Source organism: Bacillus sp. N6, from assembly GCF_052805735.1.
In genome coordinates this window covers 693,029-709,641 of sequence record NZ_CM127843.1, presented here as the reverse complement: position 1 = coordinate 709,641, position 16,613 = coordinate 693,029, and the positions used below count along the sequence as shown (strand labels likewise).

At 35.3% G+C, this 16,613-nt stretch carries 15 protein-coding genes; 6 read left to right on the top strand and 9 right to left on the bottom strand.

Features of this window, described 5'->3' with window-relative positions; genetic code table 11:
• Positions 1–94 precede the first annotated feature (94 nt).
• Genes ACUXVC_RS03560 through ACUXVC_RS03550 form a run of 3 tightly spaced genes read left to right on the top strand, consistent with a single transcriptional unit; the run spans position 95 to position 2,686 of the window.
• Positions 95–1,924, top strand: coding sequence for a monovalent cation:proton antiporter family protein (locus ACUXVC_RS03560; RefSeq protein WP_000399979.1), 1,830 nt, complete (start codon positions 95–97; stop codon positions 1,922–1,924).
• A 52-nt stretch (positions 1,925–1,976) separates the two neighbouring features.
• Positions 1,977–2,234, top strand: a complete 258-nt coding sequence (locus tag ACUXVC_RS03555) for a DUF4022 family protein (protein WP_071714271.1) — start codon at positions 1,977–1,979, stop codon at positions 2,232–2,234.
• A gap of 14 nt (positions 2,235–2,248) precedes the next feature.
• Positions 2,249–2,686 carry a GNAT family N-acetyltransferase gene (locus tag ACUXVC_RS03550; RefSeq protein ID WP_000633846.1) on the top strand — a complete coding sequence of 146 codons (438 nt, stop codon included), beginning with the start codon at positions 2,249–2,251 and terminating at the stop codon, positions 2,684–2,686.
• Between the two features lie 39 nt (positions 2,687–2,725).
• Here the strand turns inward: ACUXVC_RS03550 and ACUXVC_RS03545 are convergent, their stop codons facing one another.
• From ACUXVC_RS03545 to ACUXVC_RS03525, 5 genes are all read right to left on the bottom strand, one after another.
• A complete protein-coding gene (locus ACUXVC_RS03545) occupies positions 2,726–3,154 on the bottom strand; it encodes a hypothetical protein (protein ID WP_144465664.1) in 429 nt (142 codons plus the stop codon).
• A 4-nt stretch (positions 3,155–3,158) separates the two neighbouring features.
• Positions 3,159–3,359 carry a helix-turn-helix transcriptional regulator gene (locus ACUXVC_RS03540; RefSeq protein ID WP_000301177.1) on the bottom strand — a complete coding sequence of 67 codons (201 nt, stop codon included), beginning with the start codon at positions 3,357–3,359 and terminating at the stop codon, positions 3,159–3,161.
• 157 nt (positions 3,360–3,516) lie between these two features.
• Complete coding sequence (locus ACUXVC_RS03535) at positions 3,517–4,674, bottom strand: RNA-guided endonuclease InsQ/TnpB family protein (RefSeq protein WP_144465665.1); 1,158 nt, start codon at positions 4,672–4,674, stop codon at positions 3,517–3,519.
• The gene (locus ACUXVC_RS03530) at positions 4,671–4,934 is read right to left on the bottom strand and encodes a MerR family transcriptional regulator (RefSeq protein ID WP_000816201.1); all 264 of its coding nucleotides are present in this window, start codon (positions 4,932–4,934) and stop codon (positions 4,671–4,673) included. Before ACUXVC_RS03530 ends, ACUXVC_RS03535 begins: the two co-directional genes overlap by 4 nt.
• A gap of 178 nt (positions 4,935–5,112) precedes the next feature.
• Complete coding sequence (locus tag ACUXVC_RS03525; protein ID WP_144561083.1) at positions 5,113–6,405, bottom strand: NCS2 family permease; 1,293 nt, start codon at positions 6,403–6,405, stop codon at positions 5,113–5,115.
• 280 nt (positions 6,406–6,685) lie between these two features.
• On the opposite strand from ACUXVC_RS03525, the gene ACUXVC_RS03520 reads away from it, so the two are divergent.
• Positions 6,686–8,077 carry an amino acid permease gene (locus ACUXVC_RS03520; protein ID WP_001164892.1) on the top strand — a complete coding sequence of 464 codons (1,392 nt, stop codon included), beginning with the start codon at positions 6,686–6,688 and terminating at the stop codon, positions 8,075–8,077.
• Between the two features lie 180 nt (positions 8,078–8,257).
• Positions 8,258–9,805 (top strand): DNA-binding protein, encoded by a 1,548-nt coding sequence (locus tag ACUXVC_RS03515; RefSeq protein ID WP_446025919.1) that lies wholly within the window; start codon positions 8,258–8,260, stop codon positions 9,803–9,805.
• A gap of 35 nt (positions 9,806–9,840) precedes the next feature.
• Here ACUXVC_RS03515 and ACUXVC_RS03510 read toward each other — a convergent pair whose 3' ends face one another.
• Both ACUXVC_RS03510 and brnQ1 read right to left on the bottom strand, forming a co-directional pair.
• On the bottom strand, positions 9,841–11,562 hold the full coding sequence (locus ACUXVC_RS03510; RefSeq protein ID WP_098126222.1) for a DUF2339 domain-containing protein: 1,722 nt from the start codon (positions 11,560–11,562) through the stop codon (positions 9,841–9,843).
• A 141-nt stretch (positions 11,563–11,703) separates the two neighbouring features.
• Entirely contained in the window at positions 11,704–13,005 is a 1,302-nt protein-coding gene (gene brnQ1 / locus ACUXVC_RS03505; RefSeq protein WP_089170426.1) for a branched-chain amino acid transport system II carrier protein BrnQ1, read from the bottom strand.
• Positions 13,006–13,258: 253 nt separating this feature from the next.
• Here brnQ1 and ACUXVC_RS03500 point away from each other — a divergent pair, with 253 nt between their 5' ends.
• The gene (locus ACUXVC_RS03500; RefSeq protein WP_446025918.1) at positions 13,259–14,644 is read left to right on the top strand and encodes a peptide MFS transporter; all 1,386 of its coding nucleotides are present in this window, start codon (positions 13,259–13,261) and stop codon (positions 14,642–14,644) included.
• Positions 14,645–14,674: 30 nt separating this feature from the next.
• On the opposite strand, the gene ACUXVC_RS03495 is transcribed toward ACUXVC_RS03500, so the two are convergent.
• Entirely contained in the window at positions 14,675–15,796 is a 1,122-nt protein-coding gene (locus ACUXVC_RS03495; RefSeq protein WP_098126223.1) for a YHYH domain-containing protein, read from the bottom strand.
• 140 nt (positions 15,797–15,936) lie between these two features.
• The gene (locus ACUXVC_RS03490; protein WP_001041724.1) at positions 15,937–16,569 is read right to left on the bottom strand and encodes a class A sortase; all 633 of its coding nucleotides are present in this window, start codon (positions 16,567–16,569) and stop codon (positions 15,937–15,939) included.
• Between the last annotated feature and the right edge of the window lie 44 nt (positions 16,570–16,613).

The window sequence follows — 16,613 nt, the reverse complement described above, 5'->3', positions numbered from 1 at the left end:
AGTCTTTCTTTATGAAATCGAATCCATATGCGTTGCTTTTCTACCTATTATATGGCTAAATAGGTACTATATTTATTTGAAGGGAGAGAACGCAATGGAACATCATACTTCTGTTCTATCACTTATGGTTGTCGTTGCAATCGCGTTTTTCGTTCCCCTTTTGTTACAACGCTTTAAATTAAAAGCACTTCCTGTTGTCGTTGCAGAAATTATTGCAGGAATCTTTGTAGGTAAAAGTGGGTTTAATATTATTGAGCCAGATATGTGGCTTCAAGTTTTATCAACATTAGGATTTATCTTCCTCATGTTCTTAAGCGGTTTAGAAATTGATTTTTCTATCTTTAAACAAAAAGGGAAAAAAAATACGACAAACGAACCAAATACATTTCAAGCAGCAAGCATTATCTTCTTATTTATTTTCATCTTATCTTATGCCCTATCATTACTATTCGTATGGCTAGGATTTGTAGATAATGCAATGTTCATGACTTTAATTATTTCAACTATTTCTTTAGGTGTTGTTGTACCAACACTAAAAGAGAACAACCTAGGAAAAACTGCAATCGGACAAATCATTTTATTAGTTGCTGTTATTGCAGACTTAGTTACAATGATTTTACTCGCTGTTTTCGTCGGATTAAATTCCGAAAGCGGCCAAAGTATGTGGCTCTTACTTCTTCTATTCGGTGCCGGTATTGTCATTTACTTTATTGCAAAACGCTTTAAAAACATTCCATACTTAGATAGTTTAAAAGCTGGTAGTGTACAAATTGATACACGGGCTGTTTTTGCACTCATTTTAATCTTAGTTGGGTTATCGGAATCTGTTGGAGCAGAAAATATTTTAGGTGCCTTCTTAGCAGGTGTACTTGTATCGTTATTATCACCTAATGAAGATATGGTGGAAAAACTTGATTCCATCGGCTATGGTTTCTTCATCCCTATTTTCTTCGTAATGGTTGGTGTAAATCTAGAGGTATGGTCTATTTTTAAAGAGCCTTCTAGCATGCTAATGATCCCAATCTTAATTGTAGGGCTCTTTATTTCAAAACTCTTACCATCACTCGTCTTACGAAAATGGTATCCACGTAATATCGTACTTGGAAGTGCAATCTTATTAACATCGACACTTTCTTTAGTTATCGCGGCTGCACAAATTGGTGAAAAACTAGGGATCATCAGTCCAAGTTTATCTGCCTCTCTTATTTTAAGCGCAGTTATTACTTGTATTTTTGCACCTATATTGTTTAAAAAAATGTTCCCAAAAGTAGAAACACCAAAACCAAAAGTAGCTATTATTGGCGCGAGCAGAATTACCCTTCCGTTATCACTAGATTTAAAACGAGAAGATTATGACGTAACGCTATATATGATGCGTCAAAACAAAATAAATGATGAGGAAGCGAAATCGCATGACTTCCCTATCGTGAAATTAGATGACATCACAATCGCATCATTAACTGAACAAACAGCATTTGATGCAGATCGCGTCGTTGTTGCAACAAGCGATGATGAACAAAACTTATTATTAGCAGAACATGCAAAAGAGCTAGGTGTTGAACATGTTATTGCAAGTGTAGAAGATCCACTTCTACAAGAAAAAGCAACACAAGAACATATCGCTGTATTCTCAACAATTAACTCTACACGTATTTTATTACGTGCACTTATTGATAAACCTAGTCTCGTTCGCTTAATTACAACAGCAAACGAAACAGTACGCGAAGTTGAACTACGCAGCAATAAATATAACGGCATTGCGCTTCGCCGCCTTCCGTTTTTAGGTGATGTACTTGTCATTCAAATCTACCGCGGTAATAAAGCATTAATACCACATGGTGATACAAGACTACAACACGGCGATACATTACTTGTAACAGGTTCAAAAGAGCATATCGATACACTAAAAAACATATTAGAGTAAAAAAATGCCCCTCACATAATTGAGGGGCATTTTTTTAATTTCATATGGTAAAATGTTACTATCACATATTATGAGGATGGATTACATTATGTCTATTGTAACTTTAGCTCTCTTATTATTAGCGGAAGTACTCGTCGCCATTATTCTCATCGGTGTTAGCATTGAAATTTGCAGCTATGGTTGGAAAAAATCAAATGGAGTTAAATACTCATTCCTTTTTCTTTCACTCCTTCTCGGAACCGCTAGTATACTCGGCCTTCTCGCTGCACCTGCATACTTCTTTATACAACTTATAGAAAAAGGTTTATAAGAAAGGATGATAACATGATTACTGTGCAGTATATTGATGCATCCGAGACACACTTATTACGCCAAGCGGTGTTGCGTCCCAATCAGTCCCTAGCAGACTGTAAATACTCTTCTGATTACGAAAAAGACACATTCCACTTAGGTGCCTTTATAAACGATGAGTTGATTAGCATCGCTTCCTTCTCAAAAGAAATATATCCTGATTTGCAAAAAGGTATCCATTATAGACTACGAGGAATGGCAACATTACCTAACTTTCGGAACAAAAGAGCTGGAAGCTCCTTAATTCAGAAGGCAGAACAAATTTTAAAAGAACGGAAAGCAAACATCCTATGGTGTAATGGCCGTATTACTGTAACTGACTATTACAAGCGATTAGACTTTCAGGAGCATGGTGAAATCTTTGAAATTGAACCGATTGGTCTTCATAAAGTACTGTATAAAAAGATATAAGAAAGGCTTTCCTCAATACGGGAAAGCCTTTCTTATATTTCAATCTTCACTTTTTATCTTTTTCATATATATGTAGATAAATAAACTAGGAACTAAAAAACAAGCAAACATAATAAGTGCTGTTATACTAATTGCTTTTATCGAAATATCCGGTGTTACAATAATACAAATAGCTAACAGTCCAATAACAATACCTACCGGAATGAATAATAGTTTCATGAAATAGCTACGTGATACCCCACCTGTATGCTCATATGCCTCTACAGAATGTTTTAAATTTAAGAAGTTAATAGCTACGACCCCGCCCATAAATACCATTAATAGATCCGAAACACTTTCATATCCTGCTCCTTGCAAAACATAACGGTAAAAAACAATGCCTAGTATGATGATATTTTGTAAAATGAAAACTAACCTAATGTGTTTTAACCCCTCAATCATTAAACGTTCATCTTTCACGATTTTCACCCTATCACTCCTTTTCCTCCCAAAACAAATCATTCAATGTTTTATCTACCGCATAACAAATTTTCAAACATAAATCTAAAGATGGGTTGTATTTCCCCTTCTCAATTAAACTAATCGTTTGCCTTGTAACGCCTACTTTTTCTGCTAATTTTTGCTGTGTTAAATCTAACTGAACACGCGCGACTTTTATTTTACTTACAGCCATTCATGTTCCTGCTACTAAAAATATAGACAAATGTATATTCTTAGAGTATTCCTGCTTCTACGTGCCCTGCCTCGCTAATCACTTGCTACTACAGTTTGCTGTGACACTTCACAGGCGTAAATTCCGATGTAGCCCACCGTACATATATACAATCTATTTACGTTAGTATTTTATATTTTTTTGCTTGTAAAAGGTTGATTGACGCATTTAAATCTCTATCTATTACATTGCCACATTCACATGTATATACTCGGTCAGACAGCTTTAAATCCGACTTTTTTTGACCGCAACATGAACACATTTTAGAAGATGGATAGAATCTGTCCACTTGCCGTAGTTCAATTCCATATTCCCTACATTTCGTTAATAACCATGTTTTAAAAGCATAAAAACATTGTTGCGCTACAGCTTTAGATAGATGTTTGTTCTTCATCATACCTTTCACATTCAAATCTTCTACTACAATAAACGTTGGCTTGGTTTTCACCACATCATTTACAATAGACTTTACATACGCTAATCGAATATTTGCTAGCCTAGCATGTAGTTGTTGCACCCTAAGAATATTTTTGTTTATATTCGCTCTTTTATTAGTAACAGGTTGTTCACCTCTCTTTCTTATATTTTCAAATTTGCGTGATAAAGAGCGTTGTTCACGTTTTAACCGTTTTTCTATCTTTTTTACTTGTACTGTTTTATTTATATTTTTGTGAGTTTTTCCATCGCTACGTACAGCGAAGTCTTTAATTCCCAAATCAATTCCTAGACCTACTGTATTGAGAGTTGCATTTGGTTTTACCTCTTTCACTTCACAGAGTATAGACACATAGTATCTTCCTGCTCTTTGATATACTGTACCACTTTTTACAGTTGTATTTTTTGAAATATATCCATACTCTTTTAACCTTATCCAACCAATTGTAGGGACTTTTACTCTATGTCTTTCTACTGTCCAATCTGTTTTGTTGTTTTTCGGAAAGTAGCACTTCACATCTTGCTTCTTCTTTTTTTTATATCGTGGAAACTTAGATAAACCTTTAAAAAACCACTTAAAAGCTTTATGTCCATTCATAATCGCTTGTTTTACCGCTTTGCTCGACACTTCTTTAATCCACTGGTCACACTCTTTTGTATGAATGTTGTTTAACCATTTGGAAAAGTCATAACCACTAAGAAATTTCCCCTCCGACTCATATACCTCTTTATTTTTAGAGATATACAGGTTATATACATATCGACACACCCCAATAGTTTGACGGATTTTACTAATTTGTTCAGTTGTCGGTTTGATTTCTATTAAATATGCTCTTTTCATAAGTCTTCATCCTCCGACATTTTCTTTTTGTATTTTCTCAACCCATATATTCTACAGCTAAATACATGAATGATAGATATTAAATCCTGAACAAGTTCTTCTTGAATACCCATATATTTCTTATACTGTTCTTCTGTATAATATCTTCTTCCTTTTGGGTTTCGGTAAGCAGGTAAAACACCTTGATTGTCCCACCTTTGCAATGTCTTAACAGAGACATTAAGCATTTCTGAAAATTCTTTCGGTTTATATTGTTTCATAATTACTTTTCACTATATATGCCTACTTTTGTCTATGTTTTTGTTTACTGTTTCTTTCTCCTCCACCCTTATTATAATATATATTCCAATAAGTAATTTATATTTTACATTACTAATTTAAGTTTCACTTTATTATACACAAAAAAGGAGCCCCTCATAAGAAGCCCCCTCTCCTATATTATAAGAATAAATGACATCCAAATAAAATTGTAAATAAGTATAGTAACGGATGCACTTCCATCCCTTTCCCTTTCACAATTTTCAAGACTGGATACACTAAAAATCCAATTGCAATTCCATTCGCAATACTAGATGTTAACGGAATACCTATAAAAATTAAAAATGCTGGTAACGCATCTTCAAATTCATTCCAATTAATATCTCGAATGCTTTGTGCCATTAAACTACCTACTATAATTAATGAAGGAGCTGTAATAGCGGCTACACTTGATAAAGAAGCAATAACAGGACTAAAAAATGCCGTTATAATTGTTAGACCAACAACTACAATCCCTGTTAATCCAGTTTTCCCACCTGCAGCAATACCTGCTGACGATTCAATCGTCGCTGCTGTTGGGCTTGTTCCAAAGATAGAACCTGTAGTCCCGCCAATTGCATCTGCAATAAACGCTTTACCAAAACGCTTCTCTGTATTGTCTGTAATTAAACCTGCTTGTTTAATTAAACCAAGTAATGCACCTGTTGTATCAAATAAAAGTACAAGTAAAAATGAAAATACAACACCATATAATCCGTATTCAATTACATCTGAAAATGCATTGATTGGGTTTGAAACGATAATACCCTCTGGCAAATGAGGCATCGCCACAATTTTATCAGCAAACTTCAATTGCCCTGTAAAGAAGGCGATAACTCCTGTCACAATCATACTAATAAATAATGCACCACTCACACGTAATGCCATTAATACCGCCGCTAATATTAAACCAATTAAAGTTAAAATAACAGCTGGAGAATGAAAATCACCAATCGTAACTAAATTAGAAGGATGATCCACGATAATTCCAGAAAGGCGCAATCCAATAAAAGCAATAAATAGTCCAATTCCACCTGCAATTGCATGCTTTAAACTATCAGGAATTGCTAAAATTAACTTTTGCCTAAACGAAGTAAAAGATAATAAAAGAAAAATAATCCCCGTTACAAATACAGCTGAAAAGGCAACTACATATGTAATCCCTTCTGCCTTCTGTACAACAGAATAAGCAAAATATGCATTCATTCCCATAGCTGGAGCAATAACAATCGGGTAATTCGCGAAAATCGCCATACCTACTGTTCCAACAACGGTTGCAATAATTGTTGCTGTAAACGCTTGGTCAAATGGTACACCTGCATCAGATAATATTTTTGGATTGATGACAAGAATATACGCAAATGTAAAAAAAGTTGTGATGCCAGCTAAAAACTCTTGCTTCACAGAAGTGTTATATTTTTGTAATTGAAACATGCTTATGTACCCTTCCTACACCTGAATTATTATCACACATTCTTTTCTTACTAGTATGTGAGAAAATATAATACTTAATCTTAACAATCAATAAAAAGAAGAGTCAATATATTCCCTAATAGTTCGAATTTTAAGTTTAAGTCTGACAAGTACAGATGTAGTACAGTTCATTATGATTATTTTTGTAGCATAACAGATAGAAATGTTTTATAATTTGAAATAGTTAAATACTTAGTAAACGCATTCAAATATTGTTCACTCTACAAGGGGGATTCTTCTTATGCAGCACACAAACAAATCTGGAACTTTAAATCGTGGTTTAAAAGAACGACATATTACTTTAATGTCACTTGGCTCAGCTATTGGCGTTGGGCTATTTTTAGGATCTGCTTCCGCTATTAAACTAGCCGGTCCTTCTATTTTACTAGGCTATATGATTGCCGGACTCGTTATTTTTTTCATCATGCGAGCTCTCGGGGAAATGGCAATTGAACAACCTGTTGCCGGTTCTTTTAGTAAATATGCATATGATTATATCGGCCCACTCGCTGGTTATATTACTGGCTGGAATTACTGGTTCTTATGGGTTGTTACTTGTATGGCTGAAATTACAGCAGCTGGTATTTACATGCAATACTGGTTCCCTGATATCCCGCGCTGGACTTGGGCGTTACTTGCTCTATTGTTAATGAGCGCTTTTAACTTCTTATCAGTAAAAGTATTTGGAGAACTTGAGTTTTGGTTTGCTCTCATTAAAATTGTCACAATTATCTGTATGATAGTGGTCGGCGCTGGTATTATTTTATTCGGATTCGGAAACGGTGGTATCGCTACTGGCATTTCAAACCTTTGGTCACATGGTGGCTGGTTCCCAAATGGTTTTTCTGGGTTACTACTCTCCATGCAGATGGTACTATTCGCTTATTTAGGCGTTGAATTAATCGGTGTCACAGCTGGTGAAGCTCAAAATCCGAAGAAAACACTCGCAAAAGCAATTGATAACGTGTTTTGGAGAATATTACTGTTCTACGTAGGAGCTCTATTCGTTATGATGGCAATTTATCCATGGAACGAACTTGGTGAGAAAGGAAGCCCATTCGTATTAACATTCCAGCAAATTGGTATCGCAAAAGCAGCAGGTATTATTAACTTTGTCGTATTAACAGCAGCTCTTTCTTCTTGTAATGGCGGTTTATTTAGTACAGGCCGTATGCTATTTACATTAGCTCAGCAGAAAAAAGCTCCTGAAAGATTTGGTCGTTTAAATAAAAATGGCATTCCAAGCCAAGGAATTGTAGCAACTGCTATCGTTTTACTCATTGGCGTTATATTAAACTATCTCGTACCTGCAAAGGTATTTACATGGCTTACTAGCATTTCAACTTTCGGCGCAATTTGGACTTGGGGAATTATATTAGTTGCTCAAATTAAATTCCGTAAAAGCTTACCTACTCAAAATAAACAAAAGTTATCGTATAAAATGCCTTTATACCCATTAAGCTCATACTTCTCACTCGTTTTCCTTGTATTAGTACTAGGTATAATGGCGTATTCAGAAGATACACGAATTGCATTGATTGTCGGCCCAATTTGGCTTATCGGCTTAGCAATCGTATATTACATGAAAGGGTTTCATAAGATTGATGAAACACCTAACTCAAAAATTAGTTAAGCAAAGCACCCCTTCCTTATTACTTGGAAGGTTTTTTTTATATCTATATAAATATTTCTCAACAAAATTCACGGTATTTTTACAATCTTTTAATATTTTTTATGTTTTCCGTCTTTATTTTTACAGAAAAATAAATTACATTATTAAAGCACATATATTTATTATTAGGGGGATTCTTCTATGAAGAATAAAAAATGGATTACATTTTCTTTAGCAACAGCAATTACACTAAGTATAGGGACCTCGTTCATACCGTCTACTTATGCCGAAAGCTCTGTAGACCCAGCTCCTGAAATTGCTGCAAAAGTTGTAAATCAAAACAATGGGAAGAAAGTATTATTCGATAATACACACGGTCAAACTGCTGGGACAGCTGACTGGGTTATTGACGGCGGCTTTTCTGACTTCGGAAACGGCATTGCAAAAAACGGTTATCACGTAAAAGAACTTCGTAAATCAACACCTATTACGTACGAAGACTTACAAGGTTACAATGTATTTATCGTTCCAGAAGCTAATATTCCTTACAAAAAATCTGAGCAGGACGCTATGTTACAATATGTAAAAAATGGCGGTAGTATCTTCTTTATTGCCGATCATTACAATGCAGATCGTAATAAAAATCGCTGGGACTCTTCTGAAGTATTTAATGGATATAGACGCGGTGCTTGGGATAATCCAGCAAAAGGAATGTCTAATGAAGAAGCAAATTCACAAGCTATGCAAGGAGTAGAAAGCTCTGATTGGCTATCTGACAACTTCGGTATTCGCTTCCGCTACAATGCACTTGGTGATGTTTCAGCGAAAACAATTGTATCGCCTGAACAATCTTTCGGAATTACAAAAGGTGTTTCTTCTGTAGCAATGCATGCTGGTTCTACTCTAGCAATTACAAACCCAAAACTAGCAAAAGGACTTGTTTACCTTCCAGAAAATCCATCAAAATGGAATAACGCTGTTGATAGTGGCGTTTATAATGGCGGTGGTATTGCAGAAGGCCCATATGCTGCAATTGCAAAAGTAGGACTTGGAAAAGCTGCCTTTATTGGTGACTCTTCTCCTGTTGAAGATGCTACGCCAAAGTACGTTCGTGAAGATTCTGGCCAAACAAAGAAAACTTACGATGGTTATAAAGAAGAAAACGATGCGATTTTATTAGAAAACATCGTAAATTGGTTATCGAATAAAGAGACATTTACAAGTTTAGATCAAGTAAATGGTTTACAGCTTGATTCACCTACATCTCTACAAACATTTGAACAGCCAAGCTTATCAACAGAACCACAACCTGAACCTTGGAGTGCACCAAATGCAGGTTATCAATGGTTTAATACAAATACTTTTAAAGCAGGTTCATACGGTTATAACGGTGCGTTAACAACAAGCGACTACGTCGTTACACACCCTAGCATTCTACCAAACAATGAAATTTTCCAAATGAAGATTCAAGTAAACAACTTACTACCTAATACAACTTATAACAACTATTCTTTAGGTATATTCACTACTGGTGGAACACAAGTAGCAAAAATTCAAAATACAAACGGCACTTGGCCATCTGCTTTTGGATATAGTAGTGCCTTCTCTTTCACAACAAACAGCTTAGGCTCTGCTGAGAAAGTTGTAAATGTACAGATTGATTCAAATACAACTGGACAAGCAACTCTTCGTCTACGCCAAAATACAACAACGAAATATAATGAAACTGTAACGATTAATAAGAAATAATGAAAAAGGCAATCCATACATGGATTGCCTTCTTCTCACTTCTCTTCCTTCGAGAAAAACATTCTTGAAATAACGATACCTATACTACCGACGATTAGGAATAACACTGCCCTAATCATCATCGATACCTCTGGTAAGTCAAGTAGGAATAACTTCCCTACCGTTACTACTAATACGATTAATCCAGCATATAATATTTCATTCATCTGTCTATAACGACCAAACCAAACTGCAAATAACGCATATATCATCCATAATAACGATACAGATACGCTAATTATACTTCCATCTGTAGAAAGAACTTCACCAATTCTAGTGATTGTAATAAATACAATGACCATTAACCAGTAGAGCGCTATAGAGTACACATACTTACCAATACTCGCTAACACTTCTTTCGCTTGTCTCATGCAATAATAGAACGTTCCTATTAAAATAAGATGAGCAACAAAACCTGCCGAAATAAATTCATCAAACGGGCTAAAAATCGTCTGTATCATTCCAATTGCATAAACCGTCGCACTAACATACAATTTTATCTGTTGTTTTACTTTAATAGAAGTGACCATGCCGAGGAAACCTTGTAATAATAGTACAATCGCTGCATTCACTAAACTATACTCGTATAAAATCGCTAAACTAAATGCTCCCATCGCGAAACCAAATAAGAGATTTGTAAATATAGAATGTCTATTCTTCCTATACTCAAGCACAAACATAGCAGCGTGCACAATTGCACTAATAATCAATCCCCATGTTGTAAAATCAGGTATTTTGGCAATAGCTAGTATAAAGAAAACTGCATTCGCACTAAATATCGCCAAACGTGGTTCTGGTATAAAACTTCTCTCCGTAAACATATGCCAAAATAATAGTAAATGAATCAAACCATATACAATCGTTAACTGTATTTGCAAGTTCTCTACTAATATTGACATAACAGCAAAGAAGACAAAAAGAACAATGGCCGCAACAGCGTAAGAAATCATATATAAGTATTTATAACGATTTTTCAATCCATACCATAATAAACTAAGTGTTAATATCGTCTCGTATCCGAAGAAAATATAAGGATTAGGAGTCGTACTATTTAACAAGAATGGCACGAAGAACGCTCCTACCGCTACGAAGATAGTAAGGTATTCCGAGTTATATCTTTTCGCTAAATAAATCCCTAAAATAACCCATGCAATATTAAAGAGAAACGCGATACTTGCCGGAATAAATGCATACAAATAATGTGCCGCAAACGTCGTTAAAACAATCCCCGAAATACTTCCTCCAACCAATACTAATCCTAACGCCTGCCGCTCTCTTTTAATTTGAATATCTCCTATATAATACAAACCGATAGATAATGCGATACCAAACACAATTCGTATTGCTGGTGTTAATAAACCAGCATCTACTCCTGCTTTAAATAACCAGATCACTCCAAGCAACATAATACCGACAAATACACGCGGTAACCACGTTTGACAAAACTTAATAATATTAAATGGCTCTGGTTTAAAAGCAGATATATCTACTTGTTTTACCTCACATTCTTGCACAGGCTCTTTTATCGTAACTATTTCTTCTTTTGGCTTTTCCTCCATTACCGTTTCAATATATTCCTTCTTTTCCTTACTAACATGTTGCTGAACGTTTTCTACTTCTATTTCCCTTTGCTTCACCTTTAATTCAGCAAGTGCTTCTTGAATCGTTTCAATTGCTGTTTCGAGTGCTTCTATTTTCTTATCCAAATCCTTCTTCATATGCTACCCCCTTATTCGTAACTCTCATTAAACCTATATATTACCAATTATCTTTATCATACTCTTAGTCTATTCATTTTCAATAGTATTTTTCCCAAAAAAAGAAAGGTGTCTTCCCAAAATAGGAAAACACCTTTTTACTCATTTATTCTTATTTAAAGCAATACTAACGATGAAACCAAGACACATGCCTACAATAGCTGGAACAATCCACCCAACACCTTCTGTATAAAACGGAATGTATTTTAATACTGACGTCCACTGATTCATCATTACATTTTTATTTAAAATATCAATTGCACTAAATATCGCTACAACCCAAACAGTTACTGCATATACGTATGCATACCTCCCAATATACTTATGGAATAACCCTAGAATAATAAGCGTTAATGCAATTGGATAAATAAATCCAAGAATTGGTACTGATACTTTTAAAATTTGCGTTAATCCTAAATTAGCTAAGATCATACTAACAACACTTACTATAAATGCCCACACTTTATAAGATACTTTCGGAAATGCACTCGCAAAAAATTGACTACAAGACGTAACAAGTCCAATTGAAACACATAAACACGCGATAGTAAAAATAAGACCTAATAAAACGACTCCGCCCTGTCCAAATAATGTAATCATAACTTGTGCTAACACTTTCGCACCGTTATCAAATGTTCCTAATGAGCCACTAATTGCCCCCACATATCCAAGGATGACATAAATAATAGATAATAATAGTCCTGCCCCAATTCCAGCAATACTCATATATTTCGCTAAACCTTTATCATCTTCAATACCCTTTGCACGTAATGCATTTGCAATAACAATTCCAAAGATTAAAGCAGCTAACGCATCCATTGTTAAATATCCATCTAAAAACCCTTGAAACATAGGAGCTTGGCCATAGTTCCCTATTGGTTCTTTCATATCTCCTACTGTTGTAAACATACTCTTTATAAAAATAAGTGCAATCATACATAATAATAACGGCGTCAAGACTTTTCCAAACAACCCCATTAGTTTAGATGGTGATAAACTTAACCAGTAAACAATACTAAAGAAAATAACTGTATAAAACAATAATACTCCGCTTCCTGCTTCAGGGAATAACTGACCTGGCCCCATTTCAAAGGCTAAACTTCCCGCACGTGGTATACCAAGCCCAGGTCCAATAAATACATACACGATACATGGAAAAATAATTGCAAATGAAGAATGAACTCTACCCGCTAACGTTTGAAAACTTCCTGCTTTTGCAATAGAGATAACACCTAATATAGGAAGACCTGTTGCTGATATAATAAATCCTACTAATGAAATCCACACATGTTCTCCTGCTTCATATCCAAGAAAAGGTGGGAATATAAGATTCCCTGCTCCAAAGAACATCGAAAATAACATAAGACTAATAAGTAAAATTTCTTTTTTCTGTAACAATTTCATTTCTTTCTCCTTCTTTAATTTCATCTCTTATGAAATCAATTCCATATATAAAAAAAGTACAATAACCCGCTTCCTTACAAAGAAAACATAGTCCATAGTCTATCACAAAAGAAACACCCCTTCTATAGCTATTCCCTTTTTCCAATTTCTTCTGAAAAATCAACCTTTATTGACTTATAATAGTTAATAAAGTAAAATATTAAATGTACAAAATTATTAACTTTGTTTTTGTTTGTGTCAGGAGGAAAATAACATGGAATCAGCGATACAACTAGAAAGAGAACAACAAAGAAAAAAGAAACATCCTCCAGGTTTATACTTACTCTTCTTTACAGAAATGTGGGAAAGATTTAGTTACTATGGATTACGAGGATTATTAACATTATATTTAACGACAGCTTTAGTAAGCGGTGGTCTTGGGTTTAGTCCCGCATGGGCACTCTCTATTTACGGATTTTACACTGGAGCCTGTTATTTCACACCAATGATTGGTGGATACTTAACAGATCGTTTTCTAGGTAGACGAAAAGCGATCACAATTGGTGGTATAACAATGGCAATCGGTAACCTTACACTATTTGCCTTGCAAAACCAATTAGGCCTATACCTCGGATTAGCGCTTATTATTATCGGTAACGGATTCTTCAAACCGAACATCTCTACACTGGTTGGGGAATTATACGAAGAGAACGATGCAAAACGTGATAGTGCATTTACCATTTTCTATATGGGTATTAACGTCGGGTCATTTTTAGCTCCACTCGTTTGCGGATTTTTATCAGAAAATTTATTCAAAACAACAGTTGATGGCGTTGTACATTACGGATTCCGTTACGGTTTCTTAGCCGCTTCAATCGGAATGATTATTGGACAAATTTTATTTACAACACTATCAAATCGCTTCCTTGGTAATATCGGTAAAAAACCAACTCGCGATTTACAAACAGCTGCTGGACAACCATCAGTAGGAGATACACCATTAACAAAAAAAGAAAAACAACGTACCGCAGTTATCGTCATTTTAACATGCTTCGTTGTCTTCTTCTGGGCTGGCTTTGAACAAGCTGGTAGCTCATTAACATTATATACAAACAAATTTGTAGACCGCTCTGTGTTCGGATGGGAAGTTCCAACATCTTGGTTCCAATCGGTCAATCCATTATTTATTATTTTGCTTGCTCCAGTCATTTCTGCATTATGGGCAAAACTTGCAACTCGCAAGCGCGGTGATTTAAAAATCCCAACTAAAATGGGACTTGGGATGATCTTGCTCGGTATCGGTTATATCATTCTCGTTATCGCTACATTAAAAACAGGTAGTGATGAACATAACATTACAGAAAAAGCAAACTTACTATTTATCGTCTTTACGTATCTTTTCCATACGTTAGGTGAGCTATTCTTATCACCTGTCGGACTATCAATGGTTAGTGCGCTTGCTCCGGTAAAATTAGCATCTTTACTAATGGGTGTATGGCTAGCAAGTTCAGGTATCGCCAACATTTTAGGCGGACAACTTGCAAGCTTCACAACTTCACTTGGATACGCTGAAGTATTCACAGTTATTGGCGCTGTGGCAATTGTATTAGGTTGTGTTTTATTATTAATTTCTAAGAAATTAGTGAAATGGATGGATTAAAAAAGATGAGGAATTTCTCCTCATCTTTTTTTATGCTGTTTTACCTTTTTCGATTGCTTGTTCGTACAGCTCTTTATGTTCTTTATATTCACTTGGTACGAAACTCTTATAGAAGAATGAGAACCAGCTGTCTCCCTTTTTATACCCTTCTTCTCGAATTTCCGCTGCTTTTTTATTCGATTTAAATCCTTCAGTAAACCATTTCTTTAACAATTCATTTCTTTCATACTTAGCAGGAACTTTTAAATCATAGTTTTCAAATGCATACTTATAGCCAGCTTTTTCTACTGCCTTTTTTGTAGATTTATAGCCTTTTTCATACGCTGTTTCATATGCCTTCACGTATACTTCTTTCTCTCTATTTCCAGGATTCTTTTCAGCTAATTCTTTCCCTGTCTTTTCCCCTAATTCAGCTTGCTCTTTTTCAATTTTTTCTACTCTTTCTTTATTCCCTACTTTGAACCCGTCTGCAAAGTTTACCTTAAACTCTGGAGCAACTTGACTATCGTCCATCGTCTCTTGCGCTAAACCTTGTTCTTTTCCTTTTTCAAAATGCGTTTTCTTCTGCTCTTCTAAAGACCATGCGGCTGCATAAGTCGCTTTAAACGCTTGTTTATATGCATCAGATTTTCCAGCTACATGCACTTCTGCATCATTTTTTCCTGCTTTAAAATCAGTTTCTCCATTCTTTTGACCTTCAAGTTGACCTTTTTCCATATCAGCTTGGCGCTGCGCTTCCTCTTGTTTACGTGCCTCTTCAGCTTTTCTTTGTTCCTCGGCTACACGTTGTCTCTCTTCTTCAGCTTTACGCTGTGCTTCTGCATTACGTTGTTTTTCAGCCTCAGCGTTACGCTGTGCTTCTGCAGCACGTTGTTTTTCAGCCTCAGTATTGCGCTGTGCTTCTGCTTGTCTCTCAGCTTCTACAGCACTATTATTATTCTGGCTAGGAGCTGGGCTCGTTGCACCACTACTAGAAGCTGGTTTATTGTGATAATGATATTCCCCGTACTGTAATCCCCATTTCTCACAATTTGTACGACACGTATGTCCGCCATTAGCATCTGTACGCCCTGGATGCGCATAAGCTGAAATTGGAGCTACCAATAACGCTATACTCGTTGTTAAAAGAAGTTTCTTCACCTGTTGTCTCACTCTTGTTCCTCCCAAAATATAGAATTCTAACTTTATTATACATAAATAGAAGAATACTTAAATACCAACCAAAATATTCTATTATTTCTCAACATTAGTAAAAAAGAAGGTGAACTCTTTAAAGAGTTCACCTTCTTTTTTTACTTCTTCGCCTTCGTTCCTACTAAATCACCAGCAACAACATAACGCTTAGAATTATCCTTTACAGATACACATGTAATAAGTGTTATCTCATCTTTCCCATGATCCTCTACAACTTCCCACTTATCAGGAGTTACTTCAGATACACCAGTAACCGCATACTCATATTCATTTTCATTGTCATACAAATAAATTTTATCGCCTTTTTTCAAAGAAGCTATATCACTAAATAAAACACCTTTTTTAGACATGTTATGTCCTGCTAGTGCGTAATTCCCTTTTCCCATAACTTGATTCTCTTTTACTGTCGCTGCACCTGATAATAAGTTTTTTTCAGTAGAAGCTTTCAAAACAGGCAGTTCTACTGAAACACTTGGAATCGAAATACGACCAATTACTTGTTTCTTATCTAATGATGCATTCGCTACTTCCGCCAAGTCTGGTTGATTAATTTTGGAAGCATCTACAAATTCCGTCTCATGCTTTTCATAATCCATCTTTTGAACAGCCTGCACATTTTCAGTCTGTTTCTTTTCAGCCTGATATCCATCATAAAATGGCTTTCCAATTAACACGCCACCTACAACAAATAGAAGGATTGCTACTATACTATAAATTCTTTGCTTATTCATATACAATTCCTTTCCCTTACAAAATCTTACTCTATATAAAATGA

Bases quoted from the DNA above. Each gene is read 5' to 3' on its own strand.
- ACUXVC_RS03515 (WP_446025919.1), top strand. From the start codon at position 8,258: ATGAAGAATAAAAAATGGATTACATTTTCTTTAGCAACAGCAATTACA.
- ACUXVC_RS03550 (WP_000633846.1), top strand. From the start codon at position 2,249: ATGATTACTGTGCAGTATATTGATGCATCCGAGACACACTTATTACGC.
- ACUXVC_RS03530 (WP_000816201.1), bottom strand. From the start codon at position 4,934: ATGAAACAATATAAACCGAAAGAATTTTCAGAAATGCTTAATGTCTCT.
- ACUXVC_RS03525 (WP_144561083.1), bottom strand. From the start codon at position 6,405: ATGTTTCAATTACAAAAATATAACACTTCTGTGAAGCAAGAGTTTTTA.
- brnQ1 (WP_089170426.1), bottom strand. From the start codon at position 13,005: ATGAAATTGTTACAGAAAAAAGAAATTTTACTTATTAGTCTTATGTTA.
- ACUXVC_RS03490 (WP_001041724.1), bottom strand. From the start codon at position 16,569: ATGAATAAGCAAAGAATTTATAGTATAGTAGCAATCCTTCTATTTGTT.
- ACUXVC_RS03500 (WP_446025918.1), top strand. From the start codon at position 13,259: ATGGAATCAGCGATACAACTAGAAAGAGAACAACAAAGAAAAAAGAAA.
- ACUXVC_RS03540 (WP_000301177.1), bottom strand. From the start codon at position 3,359: ATGGCTGTAAGTAAAATAAAAGTCGCGCGTGTTCAGTTAGATTTAACA.
- ACUXVC_RS03510 (WP_098126222.1), bottom strand. From the start codon at position 11,562: ATGAAGAAGGATTTGGATAAGAAAATAGAAGCACTCGAAACAGCAATT.
- ACUXVC_RS03535 (WP_144465665.1), bottom strand. From the start codon at position 4,674: ATGAAAAGAGCATATTTAATAGAAATCAAACCGACAACTGAACAAATT.
- ACUXVC_RS03560 (WP_000399979.1), top strand. From the start codon at position 95: ATGGAACATCATACTTCTGTTCTATCACTTATGGTTGTCGTTGCAATC.
- ACUXVC_RS03520 (WP_001164892.1), top strand. From the start codon at position 6,686: ATGCAGCACACAAACAAATCTGGAACTTTAAATCGTGGTTTAAAAGAA.
- ACUXVC_RS03555 (WP_071714271.1), top strand. From the start codon at position 1,977: ATGTTACTATCACATATTATGAGGATGGATTACATTATGTCTATTGTA.